19 protein-coding genes are annotated in these 19,198 nt (G+C 56.8%); 10 read left to right on the top strand and 9 right to left on the bottom strand.

Annotated elements, in window-relative coordinates:
• Positions 1 to 25: 25 nt before the first annotated feature.
• From C2E16_RS08150 to solA, 3 genes are all read left to right on the top strand, one after another.
• On the top strand, positions 26 to 301 hold the full coding sequence (locus tag C2E16_RS08150) for a hypothetical protein (RefSeq protein ID WP_038626839.1): 276 nt from the start codon (positions 26 to 28) through the stop codon (positions 299 to 301).
• A 215-nt stretch (positions 302 to 516) separates the two neighbouring features.
• On the top strand, positions 517 to 771 hold the full coding sequence (gene bssS, locus C2E16_RS08145; RefSeq protein WP_084970930.1) for a biofilm formation regulator BssS: 255 nt from the start codon (positions 517 to 519) through the stop codon (positions 769 to 771).
• 100 nt (positions 772 to 871) lie between these two features.
• On the top strand, positions 872 to 1,987 hold the full coding sequence (solA, locus tag C2E16_RS08140) for an N-methyl-L-tryptophan oxidase (protein WP_084970928.1): 1,116 nt from the start codon (positions 872 to 874) through the stop codon (positions 1,985 to 1,987).
• Positions 1,988 to 2,082: 95 nt separating this feature from the next.
• On the opposite strand, the gene proP is transcribed toward solA, so the two are convergent.
• Positions 2,083 to 3,552, bottom strand: a complete 1,470-nt coding sequence (gene proP / locus C2E16_RS08135; protein ID WP_038626843.1) for a glycine betaine/L-proline transporter ProP — start codon at positions 3,550 to 3,552, stop codon at positions 2,083 to 2,085.
• Between the two features lie 702 nt (positions 3,553 to 4,254).
• On the opposite strand from proP, the gene C2E16_RS08130 reads away from it, so the two are divergent.
• Together C2E16_RS08130 and C2E16_RS08125 are read left to right on the top strand one after the other, a co-directional pair.
• On the top strand, positions 4,255 to 4,830 hold the full coding sequence (locus C2E16_RS08130; protein ID WP_084970926.1) for a cytochrome b: 576 nt from the start codon (positions 4,255 to 4,257) through the stop codon (positions 4,828 to 4,830).
• Between the two features lie 4 nt (positions 4,831 to 4,834).
• On the top strand, positions 4,835 to 5,410 hold the full coding sequence (locus C2E16_RS08125) for a YceI family protein (protein WP_038630051.1): 576 nt from the start codon (positions 4,835 to 4,837) through the stop codon (positions 5,408 to 5,410).
• 62 nt (positions 5,411 to 5,472) lie between these two features.
• On the opposite strand, the gene trhO is transcribed toward C2E16_RS08125, so the two are convergent.
• Entirely contained in the window at positions 5,473 to 6,537 is a 1,065-nt protein-coding gene (gene trhO, locus C2E16_RS08120) for an oxygen-dependent tRNA uridine(34) hydroxylase TrhO (protein WP_038630052.1), read from the bottom strand.
• 208 nt (positions 6,538 to 6,745) lie between these two features.
• On the opposite strand from trhO, the gene C2E16_RS08115 reads away from it, so the two are divergent.
• The 3 genes from C2E16_RS08115 to C2E16_RS08105 all read left to right on the top strand — a co-directional run bounded on the left by C2E16_RS08115 (position 6,746) and on the right by C2E16_RS08105 (position 9,460).
• Positions 6,746 to 7,843: an NADH:flavin oxidoreductase/NADH oxidase gene (locus tag C2E16_RS08115; protein WP_038626848.1), complete on the top strand. Its 1,098-nt coding sequence runs from the start codon at positions 6,746 to 6,748 to the stop codon at positions 7,841 to 7,843.
• Between the two features lie 146 nt (positions 7,844 to 7,989).
• Positions 7,990 to 8,910 carry a Kdo(2)-lipid IV(A) acyltransferase gene (locus C2E16_RS08110; protein WP_038626850.1) on the top strand — a complete coding sequence of 307 codons (921 nt, stop codon included), beginning with the start codon at positions 7,990 to 7,992 and terminating at the stop codon, positions 8,908 to 8,910.
• Between the two features lie 148 nt (positions 8,911 to 9,058).
• Positions 9,059 to 9,460 (top strand): MysB family protein, encoded by a 402-nt coding sequence (locus tag C2E16_RS08105; RefSeq protein ID WP_038626852.1) that lies wholly within the window; start codon positions 9,059 to 9,061, stop codon positions 9,458 to 9,460.
• 18 nt (positions 9,461 to 9,478) lie between these two features.
• Here the strand turns inward: C2E16_RS08105 and C2E16_RS08100 are convergent, their stop codons facing one another.
• The 3 genes from C2E16_RS08100 to mdoG all read right to left on the bottom strand — a co-directional run bounded on the left by C2E16_RS08100 (position 9,479) and on the right by mdoG (position 13,993).
• Entirely contained in the window at positions 9,479 to 9,694 is a 216-nt protein-coding gene (locus C2E16_RS08100) for a YceK/YidQ family lipoprotein (protein ID WP_104951461.1), read from the bottom strand.
• A gap of 206 nt (positions 9,695 to 9,900) precedes the next feature.
• Positions 9,901 to 12,465, bottom strand: coding sequence for a glucans biosynthesis glucosyltransferase MdoH (gene mdoH / locus C2E16_RS08095; protein ID WP_038626856.1), 2,565 nt, complete (start codon positions 12,463 to 12,465; stop codon positions 9,901 to 9,903).
• Positions 12,458 to 13,993: a glucans biosynthesis protein MdoG gene (mdoG, locus tag C2E16_RS08090; protein WP_104951628.1), complete on the bottom strand. Its 1,536-nt coding sequence runs from the start codon at positions 13,991 to 13,993 to the stop codon at positions 12,458 to 12,460. Before mdoG ends, mdoH begins: the two co-directional genes overlap by 8 nt.
• 268 nt (positions 13,994 to 14,261) lie before the next feature.
• Between mdoG and mdoC the strand changes: the two genes are divergently transcribed.
• Positions 14,262 to 15,386, top strand: coding sequence for a glucans biosynthesis protein MdoC (mdoC, locus tag C2E16_RS08085; protein WP_084970920.1), 1,125 nt, complete (start codon positions 14,262 to 14,264; stop codon positions 15,384 to 15,386).
• 67 nt (positions 15,387 to 15,453) lie between these two features.
• On the opposite strand, the gene C2E16_RS08080 is transcribed toward mdoC, so the two are convergent.
• A complete protein-coding gene (locus C2E16_RS08080) occupies positions 15,454 to 16,926 on the bottom strand; it encodes a phospholipase D family protein (RefSeq protein WP_038626863.1) in 1,473 nt (490 codons plus the stop codon).
• Between the two features lie 32 nt (positions 16,927 to 16,958).
• Positions 16,959 to 17,510 carry an O-acetyl-ADP-ribose deacetylase gene (locus tag C2E16_RS08075; RefSeq protein ID WP_052133916.1) on the bottom strand — a complete coding sequence of 184 codons (552 nt, stop codon included), beginning with the start codon at positions 17,508 to 17,510 and terminating at the stop codon, positions 16,959 to 16,961.
• Between the two features lie 106 nt (positions 17,511 to 17,616).
• On the opposite strand from C2E16_RS08075, the gene C2E16_RS08070 reads away from it, so the two are divergent.
• On the top strand, positions 17,617 to 18,771 hold the full coding sequence (locus tag C2E16_RS08070; RefSeq protein WP_038626865.1) for a glycoside hydrolase family 1 protein: 1,155 nt from the start codon (positions 17,617 to 17,619) through the stop codon (positions 18,769 to 18,771).
• Here C2E16_RS08070 and C2E16_RS08065 read toward each other — a convergent pair.
• Positions 18,768 to 18,956 (bottom strand): hypothetical protein, encoded by a 189-nt coding sequence (locus C2E16_RS08065; protein WP_038626867.1) that lies wholly within the window; start codon positions 18,954 to 18,956, stop codon positions 18,768 to 18,770. The two genes, C2E16_RS08070 and C2E16_RS08065, sit on opposite strands and share 4 nt — an antisense overlap.
• Before the next feature lie 41 nt (positions 18,957 to 18,997).
• On the bottom strand, positions 18,998 to 19,147 hold the full coding sequence (locus C2E16_RS20765; RefSeq protein WP_156462418.1) for a hypothetical protein: 150 nt from the start codon (positions 19,145 to 19,147) through the stop codon (positions 18,998 to 19,000).
• Positions 19,148 to 19,198: the final 51 nt, after the last annotated feature.

The following is a 19,198-nucleotide window of genomic DNA, read 5'->3' as shown; positions in this document are numbered from 1 at the left end:
GTCATGCTTACAGGAGGTGTTACCCATGACCACTGAAAAACCCGAAGAGGCGATGACATTTGGTGAACTGCTGGCGCTAATTGGCGAACAGCAGCGTCGTCTTACCGTGCTGGAAAACGCGTTTTCTTATCTGACATTTTGTCTGGACGCCAAATCCAACCAGCTGTTGATTCACAGCCTGCGTCTGGAATCGCAGAATCAAAATTATGATGAGGGGATGCAGCTGCATTTTGCCCGCCTTGCAGAAGAACTGGAAAAACGCAGCGCGCCGGTAAAAATTCAGTCCGATGCCGGCGTTTAATTTTATAAACTCCTGCTTCAGGCAGGAGTTTTTTCTCTCTAAGAAATTTCAGATTTCCGTTCAATTATTATTCACCTGCCGATTAAAGTAGCGATTAGCGCATTTTTCGTGCCGCTTAATTCTGTAACGCTGTTATAATCATTCTGCTCTGTGAAAAAAAGCCGCATTGAAACCTCAATTAATCACTTCGTTCTACGAGTAATAAGGGGGTTATAATGGACAGTAATAAAGAGATCATTCAGACACATCCCCTCGTTGGATGGGATATCAGTACCGTGGACTCGTATGATGCGATGATGATTCGTCTGCACTCGCTTTCATCTAATGAGCAACAGCCTGATGAAGCCGACGTAGGGCCGACTTACTGGCTGACTACGGATGTTGCCAGACAATTTATCTCCATTCTGGAAGCGGGCATCGCTAAAATAGAAGCCAGCGAAATCCTTGCTCGAGACTACAAAAAGCACTAATTAGCATCATGTTTGACAGGCACCTTTCGGGGTGCCTTTTTATTATCCGCGCCCTTTTGCTATGCTGCTAACCCTTCGCAGCGTCAGGAGAAGTTGGCAAATGGTTTATGATCTTATCGTTATCGGGAGTGGCTCCGTCGGTGCCGCGGCGGGCTGGTACGCCACCCGCGCCGGGCTGAAGGTGCTGATGATCGACAGCGCCCATCCCCCTCATCAGGAAGGCAGCCATCACGGCGCCACGCGCCTTATCCGCCACGCCTACGGCGAAGGCGCGCGCTATGTGCCGATGGTGCTGCGCGCGCAACAGCTCTGGGACGAGCTGGAAACGCTGAGCGGCGAGCGCATCATGCACCGCAGCGGCATTATCAATCTCTCTCCTGCCGCCTCGCCGTTTATCGCCAACGTTATTGAAAGCGCGCGTCAGTTCCAGCTTGAAATTGAGGTGCTGGAGGCGGAACAGGTGCGACAGCGCTGGCCGGACATCAGCGTGCCGGATGGCTACGTAGGGGTTTATGAGCCGCGCTCCGGCTACCTTAAATCGGAAGTGGCGATTCGCAGCTGGATACGCCTGGCGCGCGAGGCGGGCTGCGCCCAGCTGTTTAACTGTCCGGTTAGCGCCCTCGCCCGCGAAGGCGAGCTCCAGCGCGTCACCACCCTTGACGGCGACTACTATGGCCGCAAGGTGCTGATCAGCGCCGGCACCGCGATTAAAGCACTCTGCCCTGAACTGCCGGTCACGCCGGTGCGCAAGGTGTTCGCCTGGTATCAGGCCGACGGCCGCTATAGCGAAAACAATAAATTCCCCGGCTTTACCGTTGAAATGGAAGACGGCAGCCAGTATTACGGTTTTCCGGCTGATAATAACGAGCTGAAAATAGGCCGACACGATGGCGGTCAACCGATGGCGACCGGCGAGGCGCGCAGGCCTTTTGGCGCCTGGGCCAGCGATGGTAATGAGGTGTTTAATTTCCTGCGCCGCTTTTTACCGGGCGTCGGCGTCTGTTTACACGGCGCCGCCTGCGCTTATGATAATTCGCCCGATGAAGATTTTATTATCGATACGCTGCCGGATGATAATCAGCGCATGGTAATAAGCGGATTAAGCGGTCACGGTTTTAAATTCGCCAGCGTATTAGGTGAAATAGCCTGTGCTTTTGCCAGCGATAAGCCCTGTGAATTTGACTTAACGCCGTTCTCTCTTTCCCGCTTTAAATAAAAAATAAAGGCACAATTAAATTGTGCCTTATTATTTTCAAGCTAATAAATACCGTTATGATTGTTTATTCGCGGCGCGCTTCATTAAAGCCGATATTATTGCGTCTGCATCTTTTCTTTCTGACGGCGCAGCTTTAATTTTTTCACCAGCCTGACCGCTTCCGCTTCGGAACCGACCGCGGGCGCTGAGCCGTGCAGCGGCTTACGCGCCGTTTCTCGCATAAAGAAGACGGTAATTAAACCGATCACCGCAGCACCCATCAGGTAGTAAGCAGGCATCAGCAGATTTTGCGTTTTATCGACCAGCCAGGCGGTCATCAGCGGCGTGGTGCCGCCAAACAGCGAGACAGAAATGTTAAAGCCGATCGCCAGCGCGCTGTAGCGAATATCGGTGGCGAACAGCGCCGGGAGCGCGGAAGGCATGGTGCCGCTGAAGCAGCTGTGTAGCACCCCAAGGATCATCAGGCCGATAAAGACGAACACCAGATTGCCGGTCGCCACCAGCATCAGACACGGGATCGCCAGCACGATCAAACCGACCGATCCAAGCGCGATCACTGGACGACGGCCAAGGCGATCGTTCCAGTGGCCCCAGAACAGCGTCAGCGGCATCATCACAAACATCACCACCAGCACCAGCATCAGGCCGCTCAGCTCGCTGAGTCCCAGCACGCCGGTGAGATAGCTCGGCATGTAAGAAGTGAGCATATAGTTGGAGACGTTGAACAGCAGCACCAGACCGATGCATTTCAACATCTGCGCACGGTATTTGCTCAGCATCTGCCACAGCGTCATGCGCGGCTTGCTGTGCTCCAGCGCTTCCTGCTTCTCCATATGCTTCTGAAACGCCGGCGTCTCTTCCAGCTTCAGACGGATATAGAGACCGAACAGTCCCAGCGGCGCAGCGATAAAGAAAGGAACGCGCCAGCCCCAGCTAAGCAGCTGGTCGGTCGACAGCGCCGCCGTCAGCGCGGTGACCAGCCCGGCCCCCAGCAAATAACCGCCCAGCGTGCCGAACTCCAGCCAGCTGCCCATAAAGCCGCGGCGTTTATCGGTGGAGTACTCGGCGATAAAGGTAGCGGCCCCGCCATATTCTCCTCCGGTAGAGAAGCCCTGCAACAGACGCGCCAGCAGCAGTAGCAGCGGCGCGGCAATACCGATGCTGTTATAGCCGGGGATCAGCCCGATACAGAAGGTACCGATAGACATCAAAATCATGGTGATCGCCAACACTTTCTGACGTCCAATGCGGTCGCCGAGCGGGCCGAAAAACAGGCCGCCGATGGGACGCACCAGGAAGGCGGCGGCAAAGGCGCCGAAGGTGGCGATCAACTGCGCCGCCGGGCTGCCGCCAGGGAAGAAGACTTTACCGATAGTGACGGCCAGATAGCTGTAAACGCCGAAGTCAAACCACTCCATGGCGTTGCCCAGCGCCGCGGCGCCGACGGCGCGCTTCAGCATCTCATTGTCGACAATGGTGATATCGTCGACGGTAAGTTCCTTTTGCGCTTTTTTCTGCCAGAAATGTTTTTTTGTATGGATAGATGAGCCTGTAGCTTCGTTCATATCGTTTCCTCACGGATGACGCGATGACGGAGAGGCAGCACCATAGCTTTCATAGCCAGCCGGTGGCAAATGGTAAGGAAAGCTATAACGCAGCATGAGTGCGTGGCACAAAAATGAGATATGCATCACGCTTATTGACACTTTTTTACTTTATACATCCCGCCGACAAATTGCAACTTTGTTGAAATTTACTCCTGATACAGTAAAGAGTAATGGCTTGTAATGCCATTTTTTAACATAAATTCGGCACTAAATAGCCCTGCTCTCTGTGGGTTTTTATTGTTTAACCCAACGCTGTTTTGACTGCTTACCCTGCTTTACGTTGTACCGGATAAATTTATCTGACAGCTCATCGTAAATAAGTTGTTAAAAAACTACATCCCTGCATCGTTTCTCCCTACAACAGAGATGCCTTCTTACTGACAAAAACTGACAGTTCCCTGTAAAAAAACAAGATTTATTTCAAATTAACTGAATGCGTCAGGCAACTTCTTTCTCAGCAGACATTCTTTATTTCCCTACCGGAAGATAAAAAAATCGCCTTAAAGACCTTCTGCTTCTCGATAAAATTGCACGATAAAAGCATAACAATAACAATTTTTTTGAATACCAGAAAAAAAGCGCGCGTCGGTCCTGATTTTTGTTGATTTTCTGTTTCAGCTTGTTCAGTCTCATGTCAAAACGTGAATGAGGGAGACGATAATGCGGTGGAAAAACAGTCGCGGCGAATATGGACATATCGCCGTATCGCTTCACTGGCTGGTTGCTTTAGCGGTCTATGGCATGTTTGCGCTTGGGCTGTGGATGGTCACGCTGGGCTATTACGATACCTGGTATCACAAAGCGCCTGAGCTGCATAAAAGTATCGGCATGGTGCTGTTTGCCGTCATGACCCTGCGCGTCGTCTGGCGTTTTGTCTCCCCTCCTCCGGCGCCGCTCGCCAGCTACTCTCCGCTGGTGCGCTACGGCGCGATTGGCGCGCATCTGCTGCTCTACCTGCTGCTGTTCGCGATTTTTATCACCGGCTACCTGATCTCTACCGGAGAAGGCCAGCCAATAGAGATCTTTGGCCTGCTCTCTGCGCCTGCCGCGATCAACGCCGACGCCGTGCAGATCGATCTGGCGGGCGATATCCATCTCTGGCTGGCATGGAGCGTGGTGATCCTGTCGCTGCTGCACGGCCTGGCTGCGCTGAAGCACCACTTTATCGATCGAGATATCACGCTAAAACGGATGCTGGGTTGCCGCATCGCTTCATCTATTGAAACGGAGAAATAGTATGTTGAAAAAAACGCTTTGCGGTCTGACCGCAGCAACGCTGCTGCTTGCAGCCCAGACGGCGACTGCCGCGGACTATAAAATCGATAAACAGGGGCAGCATGCCTTTATTCAGTTCCGCATCAAGCACCTTGGCTACAGCTGGCTCTACGGCACTTTTAAAGATTTCGACGGCAGCTTTACCTTTGATGAGAAAGATCCGGCCGCGGATAAGGTGAATGTCACCATTAACACCAGCAGCGTCGACACTAACCACACCGAGCGCGACAAGCACCTGCGCAGCGCCGACTTCCTTAACGTCGGCAAATTCCCTCAGGCGACATTTGTCTCTACCGGCGTGAAGAAGGATGGCGACGAGCTGGATATTACCGGCAACCTGACGCTGAACGGCGTGACGAAGCCGATTACGCTTGAAGCGAAAATGCTTGGCCAGGGCGACGATCCGTGGGGCGGCTACCGTGCCGGCTTCGAGGCGGAAGGCAAACTGGCGCTGAAAGATTTTAACATTAAAACCGATCTCGGCCCGGCGTCTCAGGAAGTGGAGCTGATGATTTCTGTGGAAGGCGTCCGTCAAAAATAACCCGTTGGGAAAGAATAAGGGCAGCCTGCGCTGCCCTTTTTTATTGCCGCTGTCCGGCTTACTTAGCTTTCCGCTTTATCGGAAGGCGCGGGGATGGTCAGGGTGGCATTCAGCAGGCCGCGCGATTTATTGAAAATCTTGTTGCTGGTTTCACGACCAGCGCGGCGCGCGCGCTGCTCTTCCGGCGGCAGCGAGGCTTCTTCCATGCAGATCGGACTACAGCAGTGCTGATATTTCTCAGCGCAGGCCGGACACTGGATAAACAACAGATGGCAGCCGTCGTTGACGCAGTTGACGTGCGTATCGCACGGCGTGCCGCACTGGTGGCAGTGCGCGATAACATCGTCGGAAATGCGCTCGCCCATGCGCTCGTCAAAGACAAAGTTTTTGCCTTTAAACCGCACCGGCAAGCCCTGCTCGCGCGCGCGGCGCGCATATTCGATAATCCCGCCTTCAACGTGATAAACCTGCTCAAAACCGTTATGCCGCATCCAGGCGCTGGCTTTTTCGCAACGAATGCCGCCGGTGCAGTACATGACGATCTTTTTATCTTTTTTATCCTGCAGCATATCCACCGCCATCGGCAGCTGATCGCGGAAGGTATCGGCGGGGATTTCCAGCGCCTTGTCAAAGTGGCCCACTTCATATTCATAGTGATTGCGCATATCGACGAACACCGCATCGGGATCGTCGAGCATGGCGTTGACTTCATCCGCTTTCAGATAGGCGCCGACCTGGCTGGCGTCGAAGCTGTCGTCGGTGATGCCGTCGGCCACAATGCGATCGCGCACTTTCAGGCGCAGCACCCAGAAAGATTTGCCGTCGTCGTCCAGCGCCACGTTCATGCGCAGGTTATTTAGCGCCGGATGGAAACCGTACAGCGTCTCCTGCATACGCGGATAGAGGCTGGCCGGCACGCTGACCTGAGCGTTGATGCCCTCATGCGCGACATAGATGCGACCAAAGACCTTCAGCTCGGTCAGCGCTTTATAGAGCGCGTCGCGAAACGCCTGCGGATCGTCGATGGTGAAATATTTATAGAAAGAGACGGTGGTGCGCGGCTCGGTTTCGGCCAGCATGCGCGCCTTCAGCTCTTTGTTGGAGACCTGGTTATGTAACACTGGCATGGTGTTCTTTCCCATTAATGAGCGGTTTTTAGCGGGCGACATCATACCTGATTTAACAGTGAAGCAAAGCCTCGCAGCATTTTTTCTACATTTGACGATCGGGCACTACCGCACATACTGACAATTGACCTGGATCGCAATCACGTTGAGCATAGTTACTTTATTAGCGCCCTTACTATCACTTAGGTGATAACAGACGGAGAAAAAGATGAGTCAGCTATTTACGCCGATAAAATTGGGTAAGTTATCTCTCAGTAACCGCATTATTATTGCGCCGATGTGCCAGTACTCGGCGGAACAGGGTAAAGCAACGCCCTGGCACCGCATTCATCTGGGCCATCTCTCCCTGTCCGGCGCCGGACTGTTGATTATCGAAGCGACCGCGGTGGAAGCCGCCGGGCGTATCACGCCACAGGATTTGGGGCTGTGGGATGACGAAACGGAGCAGGCGCTGGCGGAAACCATCAATGATGTTAAACGCTACGCGACGATGCCGCTGGGTATTCAGCTGGGCCATGCCGGACGCAAAGCGTCCTGCGACGTGCCGTGGCGCGGCGGCGGCTTTTTAACGCCGCAGCAGGGCGGCTGGCAGACCTCCGCGCCCTCCGCGCTGCCCTACAGCGAAGGCGATGATAAGCCGCTGGCGCTGACCAAAGCACGCATTGAGGAGATCAAGCAGGCCTTTATCGACAGCGCTATCCGCGCTGACCGTCTGGGCTTCGAGCTGGTGGAAATCCACGCGGCCCACGGCTACCTGCTGCACCAGTTCCTCTCTCCGCTCTCCAACCAGCGCGACGACGAATATGGCGGCTCGCTGGAAAACCGTATGCGCCTGGTACTGGAAATCTTCGACGAGGTTCGCCGCGTCTTCCCACGCGACAAAGCGGTCGGCGTGCGCATCTCCGCCTCCGACTGGGTTGAAGGCGGCTGGGATGAGGAGCAGTCTGTCGCGTTAAGCAAGGCGCTGGAGGCGGCAGGCTGCGACTATATCCACGTCTCCAGCGGCGGCCTTTCGCCACAACAGCAGATCAGCGTGGGCCCCAACTATCAGGTGCCGTTCGCCGTCGGCATTAAAAAAGCGATGACTTCTATGCCGGTGATCGCCGTCGGTCTGATTACCGAGCCGCAGCAGGCGGAAGCGATTCTGGTGAATGGCGAGGCGGACGCCGTGGCGTTGGCGCGCGCGATGCTTTACGATCCGCGCTGGCCATGGCACGCCGCCGCCGAACTGGGCGAAAAAGTGCAGGCGCCGCCGCAGTACTGGCGCTGCGAACCCCATGAGGTGAAGGGGCTGTTTAACCTGTAAATCCTCTCCGGCGGCGCCTCTGTAGCGCCGCCGTTCATTTTGGCTGACACCATTATTTCAGCTGGCGTAAAAAAAGTGGCACAATATGCCCCTTAAACTGGACACTGCGGCAACAGACGCCTGCCGCAACGACTATCTGGAAGAACATGACTCAGCTGCCTCAATTTTCTCGCGATCTGCTGCATCCGCGTTACTGGTTACTCTGGCTTGGCATTGGCCTGCTTTATCTTGTGGTTCTGCTTCCTTATCCGGTGCTTTACCACCTCGGCTGCGGCCTCGGTCGTTTATCGATGCGCTTTATGAAGCGCCGCGTCGCGGTTGCCCGTCGCAATCTGGAGCTCTGTTTTCCCACCATGCCCGTTGCCGAACGTGAAGCGCTGGTAAAGCGCAATTTTGAATCAGTCGGCATGGGCCTGCTGGAAACCGGCATCGCCTGGTTCTGGCCCGACTGGCGGGTACGCAAATGGTTCACCAACTCCGGCGACGAGCATGTTAAGCGCGCCCTGGAAGAGAAAAAAGGGGTGCTGCTGATCGGCATGCATTTCCTGACGCTGGAGCTGGGTGCGCGTTTCTTCGGCATGCTCAATCCTGGCATCGGCGTTTATCGCCCGAATGACAACCCGGTGATCGACTGGCTGCAAACCTGGGGGCGGATGCGCTCCAATAAAAGCATGCTCGATCGCAAAGATCTCAAGGGGATGATCCGTGCGCTGAAGACGGGCGAGATTATCTGGTACGCCCCCGACCACGACTACGGTCCAAAGAGCAGCGTCTTCGTGCCCTTCTTCGCCGTGCCGAACGCCGCCTCGACCAAGGGCAGCTACCTGCTTATCCGTAGCGCCAACCCGGCGGTGATCCCCTTTGTGCCGCGCCGTCTGCCGCACGGCAAGGGCTACGAGCTGGTGGTGCTGCCGAGCGTCGAGGACATTTCCACCGAGAGCGAAGCGGCGACCGCCGCGCGCATGAATCAGATCGTCGAAGAGTCGATTTTGATGGCGCCGGAGCAGTATATGTGGCTGCATCGCCGCTTTAAGACACGCCCTGAGGGCGAGCCAAAACTCTACTGATCGCCTTTTCCCTTTCGTTTCAGCGTGAAACGAAAGGGGGTTCTTTTTTGCTCTCGCCCGCCATTTTTTTTATTCAGCAAACTCATGACGCGGCAAAACTTCGTCTATCCTTTTTTGAAACCATCCCCAAGGAGAATAAGGAGAAACCATGAGCATGTTTAGCACGCTGGAAGAAGCTATCGATAACGCCCGCGAAGAGTTTTTGGCGAATAACCCGGATCTGGATGATGACGAGGTATCGGTAGGACAATTCAACCTGCAAAAATATGTAATGCAGGATGGGGAAATTATGTGGCAGGCGGAATTCCTCGCTGATGAAAGCGATGATGGCGAACTCTCGCCGATTCGCACCGGCGAAGCTGCGCAGGCGATTTTTGACGGCGATTTCGATGAAGTTGAGCTGCGTCAGGAGTGGATGCCGGAGAACACGCTGCACGAATGGGATGAAGGCGAATTTCAGCTTGAACCACCGCTGGATACTGAAGAAGGCGAAGCGGTGGCGCAGGAGTGGGAAGACAGCGGCAGCAATAACGAATCCGACCGCTGGTAACCGCCGCGCCGCGGTTGATTACTCATAAGGGCCGTGTCGGGCATCTACCGGTAACAGGAGCGTGTCCAGCAGGGCCGACAGCGGCACGTCGATAATGGTCAAAAAGCGCCACGGCGTGTCGCGCACGTCCCACTGCACTCCAGGATAATATTGATTGCCGTTTCCCTGTCCGGGCACTGTACGGCTGATGATACTGCCACAGCCGCTCAACAGCAGCACCGCCGTCAGCAGCATGACGCCGCGTAAACCTCTTTTCACCCGTTTTCCCCTCTTATAAAAACAGGCCATTGTAACCGCCCGTCCCCTGCCCGCCAGCGCTTCAAAGGTAAAGGTAGCGTAAAGGGCCGGGATAAAAAAAGCGGCCCGCAGGCCGCCTGAATTTAGCGCGCCGTCAGAAACGGCGCTTGACGTTTTTCACCGCGGCCTGCAGGCCGCGCGGCTTACTTCGCTGGCGCTAACGCCAGCGGATTGAGCTGCAGCGTCCGATAGTAATCGAGCCACTCGTGATATTTCTCCGCATCCTGCCACAGTCTATAGTGCAGGCGCGCCAGCGTCACCGGATCGCTGAGCAGCACCAGACGCTCATCACGGCTCAGTTTCGCAGGCGCCTCGCTTAACGCACGCTCAACCCGACGGTCGCGCGCGTGATCCAGCAGGTCGCTTTTCAGGTGACGCGAGGTCGCCAGAGCGGTAGCCAGCGCGTTAAACGACGGATGGAACAGCGCATGCATAAAGCCATGCTTCAGGGCGCGTTCGCGGTTCAGCTGCAGATAGGCGTCGGTATCCTGCAATTCCTTCGGCGGCGCGTACTCTTCCGGGATCAGGAATAAGTTCGCGCGCCTGGTCGCCAGCCCATTGCTCGCGCGGCTGGAGATCACCGAAACAAACGGCGACAGGATCAGCGAGAAGACGATCGGCGACAGCCACCACAGGAAGTTTAGATCGAGCCAGCCCATACCGACCGCCCAGACGATGCCCAGCAGCATCTGCGAACCGTGACGGCGGAACGCTTCGCTCCACGGCGTAGCGTCGTCATCGCGCTGCGGCGAGTTCCACACCACTTCCCAGCCAAGGAAAGCGCTGACCACGAACACCGTATGGAACAGCATGCGCACCGGCGCCAGCAGCACCGAGAACAGCATCTCCAGCAGCATCGACAGCAGCAGACGCAGCGCGCCGCCGTAGCCCTTCGCCCCTTTGAACCAGATCAGCACCACGCTCAGCAGCTTCGGCAGGAACAGCAGCACCAGCGTCGTGGAGAACAGAGCTATCGCCAGTTCCGGTCGCCACTGCGGCCACACCGGGAAAAGCTGGCGCGGCTGCAGGAAGTACTGCGGCTCCATCAGGGTATGCACCACCTGCAACGCCGTCGAAAGCGCCAGGAACATAAACCAGAGCGGCGCCGAGAGATAGGACATCACGCCGGTCAGAAATACCGCACGGTGCACCGGGTGCATCCCTTTCACCAGGAACAGGCGGAAGTTCATCAGGTTGCCGTGACACCAGCGGCGGTCGCGCTTCAGCTCGTCCAGCAGGTTCGGCGGCAGCTCCTCATAGGAGCCAGGCAGATCGTACGCGATCCAGACGCCCCAGCCGGCGCGGCGCATCAGCGCGGCTTCGACAAAGTCGTGCGACAAAATCGAACCGGCGAACGACCCTTCGCCCGGCAACGGCGCCAGCGCGCAGTGCTCAATAAAAGGCTTCACGCGGATAATGGCGTTGTGGCCCCAGTAGTGCGATTCGCCCAGCTGCCAGAAGTGCAGACCGGCGGTAAACAGCGGCCCGTAAACGCGGGTGGCGAACTGCTGACAACGCGCATAGAGCGTATCCATGCCCGACGCCTTCGGCGAAGACTGGATAATGCCGGCGTTCGGGTTCGCTTCCATCATGCGCACCAGACCGGTCAGACACTCGCCGCTCATTACGCTGTCCGCATCCAGCACCACCATATAGCTGTACTGGCTGCCCCAGCGACGGCAGAAGTCGTCAATGTTGCCGCTTTTACGTTTCACGCGGCGGCGGCGGCGGCGATAGAAGATCTTGCCGGCGCCGCCCACGTCGCGCACCAGCTCCATCCACGCCTTCTGCTCCGCCATGGCGATGTCGGCGTCGTAGCTGTCGCTGAGGATATAGACGTCAAAATGCTCGCTCTCGCCGCTGCGCACGACGGATTCCCAGGTAGCGCGCAGACCGGCGAAGACGCGCTCCACATCTTCGTTGCAGATCGGCATGATCAGCGCCGTGCGGTGCGTCGGATCGATCGGCTCATCGCCGTTCAGCGTATAAGAGATGCTGTATTTATCGCGCCCGATCATCAACTGCAGGAAGCCCATCAGCGCCGTCCAGAAGCCAGCGGAGACCCAGCAGAACAGAATAGCGAACAGGAACAGGATGCCGGTCTGCAACACATAAGGCAGCAGCTGCAACAGCGACTGCTGCCAGTTCTGGTTCAGCATGTCCATCGGGTCGATCAGCGCCCAGCCCTGGTAAGGCAGAATGGTCTTCATATACCAGGTGGCGATCACCGTCTGGAACAGGGTAAGGATCAGAAGAATGTAGCGACGAATGGAGCCGACGTGACGCCATTTATCTTCCTGTCGCTGCTCTTCCGCCGTGGCATAGCGCGGCGTTGATTTGCGGCCGCGCAGGGAATCCCAGGCGCGGGCCAGCGGGTTGGTGCGCCAGGCTTCCGGGAACATCAACGAACGCTTTACCGGCGGCATCGCCTTCAGCGTCGTGCGGTCAAGGTAATCCTGACCGAACTGTTTTCCGCCGTCGACAGAATCGGGCCAGCTCATTTCGATGCGCGCTTTGACCGAGGTCAGCGGCGCATCGTCAGGGCGCGCTTCAGCCGGGCCGTCCTGGCCCAGCTGTTGATGCAGTTGACTGTAGACGTCACCGCCCGCCTCCGGGGCGGGCAGACTGGACGACAGCGCCGCTTTGCGTTCCGGCGTCAGCGGCAGCGCGTCGATATAGTCGGCTGGAGTAAGCATTGATTTATTCATTGGCAGGCAACTGATAGCTCCATGTTTCCGTCAGCGCTTTATCACCGTTAACCAGTGCGGCGCGCATTTCGGTCGGCTGCTTATTGTCTTTCACGCGAATGCGCAGCATTAAGCGCCAGCCTTTGGTGACCGGGTTATAACGTACGCTCTGTTCAACAATCTCGCCGTTGTTGCCGATACTGACCTGCGGCGCGACCGGCGTATTATCCGCCAGCTTGCCCATCTCTTCGCCGACGAAATCGACCACGAAGGCGATGGTGCCATCCGGCTGACGCACCAGGTTCGACTGTTTCACATCGCCGGTGGAGCGCAGCGTGCTTTTCACCCATGCCGTTTCCGGCGAATGCAACTGGTCTTCATCACGGGTCAAGTGCAGACGATATTTAAAGTTCATTTCCTTGCCCGGCTCCGGCAGATTCTCCGGCGTCCAGAAGGCGACGATGTTGTCGTTGGTCTCATCCGCGGTCGGGATCTCCACCAGCTCGACGCGGCCTTTGCCCCAGTCGCCCTGCGGCTCGATCCAGCCGCTCGGGCGCAGATCGTAACGGTCGTCGAGATCCTGGTATTGACTAAACTCGCGGCCGCGCTGCAACAGACCGAAGCCTTTCGGGTTCTCTACGGTAAAGGTAGAGACAGCCAGATGGCGCGGATTGTTCAGCGGACGCCAGATCCACTCGCCATTGCCGGCATGGATCGACAAACCGTTGGAATCATGCAGAGAAGGACGATAGTTCACTATCGGAGAAGGCTGATTCGGCCCGTAAAGGAACATACTGGTCAGCGGCGCGACGCCCAGCTTGCCCACTTTATCGCGCAGATAGACTTTTGCCTGCACGTCAACATTGGTGTCTTTGCCCGGACGCAGCACAAAGCGGTAGGCGCCGGTGGCGCGCGGCGAATCAAGCAGCGCATAGATCACCAGCTGCTTGTCCTGCGGTTTCGGACGCTGAATCCAGAACTCGCGGAAGCGCGGGAACTCTTCGCCCGACGGCAGCGCGGTATCGATCGCCAGACCGCGCGAGGAGAGACCATAAACCTGGCCGCCGCCGATCACGCGAAAATAGCTGGCGCCGAGGAAACTGGTGATTTCATCATCCTTGCCTTTGGCATTGAGCGGATAGAGCACCTTAAATCCGGCGAAACCGAGGTTTTTAATGGTTTCCGGGTCGTGCTGCACATTGCCGAAATTAAAATAGTTTGGGTTATATTTGATTTCACGCACCGTACTGGCGGTGATTTCATGAAGTTTCACTGGCGTGTCGAAATACATGCCCTGATGATAGAACTCCAGTTTGAATGGCGTTTTCAGTTTGTTCCAATAGGCTTTATCGTGATTAAACTGAATCTGCTGATAGTCAGCATATTTCATGTCACGAAACTGAGAGGGCAAATTGCTCTTTGGCGCTTCAAAACTTTTTCCCGCTAACGACTTCGCCTCGTTTGCCACATCGTCAATGCTAAAAGCCCAACTGTTATTGGCATACAAGGCAAGCAGAACTGCCGCACCTGACCAGTGCAGTTTTTTCAGTTCCGTTTTATTTTTGTTAGTAATCAGCACATCCCCCCTTTCGTGTGCTTAAATCAATCTCATCCATATTAATGGATTATTCCGTTTTCCGACAGTATATCAGCGGTTTTGTTCCCATTTACCCTGCGGTTCAGACGTTAACCTTAGTTGATCGTCTGTTACAGAATCGGCTGATATTATATGGATTCCCGCTCCGGTAAAGTAAAGCGCTCACTTTTGTCAGGTTCAGAGTGAGCCGGAGCAAAAAACGTACTAAAACTGGATAATTATGCGTACAAAAACCCAGCAGCGTGAATATTTTTTTGACTCGATTCGCGCCTATCTGATGCTTCTTGGCGTCCCTTTTCATGTTTCACTTATTTATTCCAGCCACCAGTGGTCCGTTAACAGCGCGGAGCCCTCCCTCTGGTTAACCATATTTAATGATTTTATTCATGCTTTCCGTATGCAGGTCTTTTTCGTGATCTCCGGCTATTTCTCTTACATGCTTTACTTGCGTTATGCGCCAAAAGAGTGGTGGAAAGTGCGCGTCGAGCGCGTCGGCATTCCCATGCTGACCGCCATTCCGCTGATTACCCTGCCGCAGTTTTTTATGCTGAAAGCGTGGACCGGTAAGGTTGCCGGCTGGCCGCACTTCTCTCTGTACGACAAGTACAACACTCTGGTCTGGGAACTCATCTCACACCTGTGGTTTTTACTGGTGCTGGTGATCTTTACCACGCTCGGCCTCTGGCTGTTCCGTCGCCTGCGCGTCGGCGTCACCAGCGAAGAAGCGGCGGCGCCCGGCTGGATGACCTTAACGCTGGCGATAGTGTTCTACAGCCTCTGCTGGTGCGTGATGCGCCGTCTGATCTTTATTTTTCAGCCCGCCCTGCTGACCGACGGCCTGTTTAACTTTGTGGTGATGCAGACGCTGTTTTACCTGCCCTTTTTCTGTCTCGGCGCGCTGGCGTGGCGCAACCCGGCGCTGAAGGCGCGCTTTATCCGGTTCAATCCCTGGACGGCGCTGGGCGCGGCGCTGGCGTTTATCGCCTATATGGCGAACCAGCGCTACAGCAGCGGCGAAGGCTGGATGTATGAGATTGATGCGGTAGTGTCGATGCTGATGGGGCTGTGGATGGTCAATATGGTGTTCGCCTTCGGCCATCGCTTCCTTAACGCCCACTCGGCGCGTATTACCTGGCTGGTGAACGCCTCGCTGTTTATCTACCTGGTGCATCATCCGTTAACGCTGCTGTATGGCATTTTTATTACGCCGCACATTCACAACAACGCGCTGGGCTTCGTCGCCGGCCTGGCGTTTGTCTTCGGCATCGCCTTTCTGCTGTATGAGATTCACCTGCGCATTCCGCTGCTGCGCTTTCTGTTTTCCGGCAAAAAGCCGCGTCCCTGAGAGCCAAACGATTAAGCCGCCCGCGGCGGCTTTCTCTCCTGTCTTTACGGCGGGCGTAAACGCCCGCCTACAGCAGCCACTCCACCGGCAGACGCCAGACCAGCCGCACCAGCAGACGCTGCCAGAAGCGCGTCTTCGGTTCATGTTTATGCACCACTTCCCCCGGCTCGCCTTCATACTCGACCCAGTTGATGCGGCCCCACTTATCCAGCCGCAGCGACCAGGCGCGATCGCGCATCTCCTCGACAAAGCGCTGATGGATATTGCCTGCCAGCACGTCGCTCTCTATTAGCAGCCCCATTTCAGTGTTCAGCACCGCCGAGCGCGGATCGAAATTAAACGAGCCGATAAAGACCTTTTCATTGTCGACGCTAAAGGTCTTGGCGTGCAGGCTGGAGCCGGAGTTACCGGTCAGCCCGCGATCGTGCGGCCGTTCTTCACCGTCATGCTGCGGCTTCAGCTCATAGAGCTTTACGCCGTGGCGCAGCAATTTTTTGCGCCATTTAGCGTAGCCCGCGTGCACTACCGAAACATCGTTGGCCGCCAGCGAGTTGGTTAAAATCGCGATGCTGACGCCGTGGCGCACCAGACCCAACAGCTGCGCCACCCCAGCGCGCGTGGGAACGAAATAGGCGGAAATAATGTCGAACTGCCGCTGCGGACGCCCTATTACCTCCAACATGCGCTGCGGCAGCAGCGTGCCGCGTCGCGCCTTGCCCAATCCTTTACGCGGATCGTCGCTCAGCAGACGCGCCGGCGCCCAGATCATCTCCAGCTCGCCGCTGTCCAGCTGCGCCATATAGCCGCAGGATTGCACGCGCTGCATATAACGCTGCACCTGCTCGCTGTCGCGCCAGGCTTCCGGCAGGCGCACCGCCGTCTGCGACTCGTCGCTCGCCTCATCCACCACCGATTCAAAGGTTTTTACCGCGCCGCTGTGCCAGTAGCGTTCGAAATCGTCCGCAACCTCTTCGACCACCGGCCCGATCGCCATCACATCGAGATCGGAAAACAGCGGCTGCTTGCCCGCGCCGAAATATTCGTCGCCGATGTTACGGCCGCCAACGATGGTGACCATGTTATCGACGATGATGCTTTTATTGTGCATACGCCGATTCAGGCGGGCAAAATCGCTGAGATAGCCCAACGCGCGCAGCGTGCGGAAGGAGAAAGGGTTAAACAGCCGGATGGCGATCTGCGGATGGCGGTTCAGTTCGCTAAGGGTTTTATCCAGCCCCATCGTATTGTTGTCGTCCAACAGCAGGCGCACCTGCACGCCGCGATCGGCCGCTTCCAGCAGCGCGCTGAACAGCAGCCGACCGGACATGTCGTTTTGCCAGATATAGTACTGAATATCGATGCGCTCTTCGGCCATCGACAGCAGCAAGTAGCGCGCGGCGAAGGCGTCAAGACCGTCGCTCAGCGGATGCAGGCCGCTGTGTCGGGGATGCTGAGCGGTACGGGGCGTCACTGCCCTGGCGAGGCGAGTGCGACTGTCTGCAGGCGTCAAGTTATCCTGCGGATAAAGTGCTTCAGCCATTGATTGTCCTTTTTATATGGTTCTGATTGTTATTATTCACCCTGTATTCCTCGGGCGTCATACGACTGTTCTGATTGCTGCTGATAAAGCCGATACATCTCCTCATCAAAACAGACCAGCCACACCTGTTGCGGGTAGTCATGATGTTGAAAAAATTCACTGATAGTGCGCAGCGCGATTTCCGCCGCCGCCGCTTTAGGATAGCCGTAAATACCGGTAGAGATCGCCGGAAAGGCGAGAGTGGCGAAGCGGTTTTCCGCCGCCAGCCGCAGGCTGTTGCGCCAGGCGCTGGCCAGCAGTTCGGCTTCGCCCTGCTGACCGCCGCGCCACACCGGGCCGACGGTATGGATTACCGCCCGCGCCGGCAGGTTGCCGGCGCCGGTCAGCACCGCCTCGCCGGTGGGACAGCCGCCGCGCGTGGCCGCCAGATGGCGACATTCGGCGAGCAGCGCCGGGCCTGCGGCGCGATGAATCGCGCCGTCGACTCCACCGCCGCCCAGCAGACTGCTGTTCGCCGCATTGACGATGGCGTCCACCTCCATCTGAGTAATGTCGCCCCGCATAATACGCAATCGGTTATGCATCTTTCCTCCCTGGGAATATGTGCTGTGAAAATCAGGTCAGGGTTGTCATTTAGTCTAGACTTAGCGAAACGTTCCGCGCCTGCCTTTTTCACGGGAGAAGAACCGCATGCCAACCACATCTTCACCGATGTCGCCGCAGCGTCATCAACCGTCGCTGTTCAACAGCTTTTTCCAGGGCAGCTTCCCCTGCTCCACCGCCTGTCGCGGCGAAGGCAAACGCCTCGATATGATTATCAGCAGCGGCCATGACATGCTGGTGCATAAAGACTACGCCGCGCTGGCGCAGCATCGTCTGCTGACCGCCCGCGATGGCGCGCGCTGGTATCTGATCGAGAAAAAGCCCGGCGAGTATGACTGGTCCTCTTTTCTGCCGATGGTGCATGCCGCCAGCCAGCACGGGATCCAGATCATCTGGGAGGTGGCGCATTTCGGCTATCCGTCTCATCTCGATATCTGGTCCCCCGAATTTATTACCGCCTTTGCCCGCTTTGCCAGAGCGATGGCGGAGGTGATGCGCAATGAGGGCATCGAGCAGCCTTTCTTTACGCCGGTGAATCAGATCTCTTTCTGGTCCTGGGCCGGCGCGGAGGTCGCCTGGCTGAACCCGTACGCCAGCGGGCGCGGCCCGGAACTGAAGAAGCAGCTGGTGCGCGCCAGCCTGGCGGCGATCGCGGCGATCCGCGAAGTCTATCCGCAGGCGCGCTTTGTGCTGACCGATCCGCTGGTGCATGTGGCGCCGGCCGACGACAGCGCGGCGGCGCGCGAGGAAGCAACGCGTCAGAATCTGGCGCAGTTCGACGCCTGGGATATGCTGTGCGGCCGCCAGTTTCCTGAACTGGGCGGCAGCCCGGAGGCGCTGGATATTATCGGGCTTAACTACTATCCCGATAATCAGTGGCTGAGCGACGGATCGCCGTTGACCATCACCCAGTCCGCCTGGCGGCCACTGCACCTGCTGCTGGAGGAGGTATGGCAACGCTATCAGCGTCCGATGCTGCTGGCGGAGACCGGCGCGGAGGGCGACGCGCGGGCGAACTGGCTGAACGTGGTGGCCGATCAGGTGCAGCTGGCGTTGGAGCGCGGCGTGGCGATGGAGGGTATTTCGATCTATCCGGTGGTGGAGTATCCCGCGTGGGCGGACGATCGCCGCTCGCCTGGCCCGCTGTTCGGCCTGCCCGATCCCAACGGCAGCCGCACGCTGTATGAGCCGCTGGCGCTGGCGTTACGCAGTCAACAAATTAAGATGCAGAATCAGGGTTAGCGACGAGCGGGCGGTGACGACGCGGATTCCTCGACGGGCGCATAGCAGGCTTGTGGTTCAGGAAACGTCTGGGCTGAACGGCGTACGTCGTTCAGCCAGGTTACAGCGAAGAGAAATACCACGGTAATCAGGCAGGCAGAAAGTAAAACGATCAATGCGATAAGCTTGTCCTCCCGACTCTCCATACCCTTCTCCTTTTTTTGCCCCGAACCGCATGCTCATGACCTTATGACATCCACAGCGTCACGAGCAGCACAAAAATTATAAGCGTAAATGAGGTTACCGCAAGCACCACCACCGCGAACTGCGCATCATCCAGCGTCGGCGGTTCGTCTCTTTCTGGCGGGTCGGGCGGCAAAGATTCGTTCATTTTCATTATCATCACAGCAGGAATAAATCGCGGCAAAACGCGCTACCGCGCTGCGCC

Origin of the sequence: Mixta calida, assembly GCF_002953215.1 — a bacterium.
GTDB classification, from domain to species: Bacteria; Pseudomonadota; Gammaproteobacteria; order Enterobacterales; family Enterobacteriaceae; genus Mixta; species Mixta calida.
The sequence above is the reverse complement of the archived record's forward strand: the minus strand, read 5'-3'. Positions and strand labels throughout refer to the sequence as shown.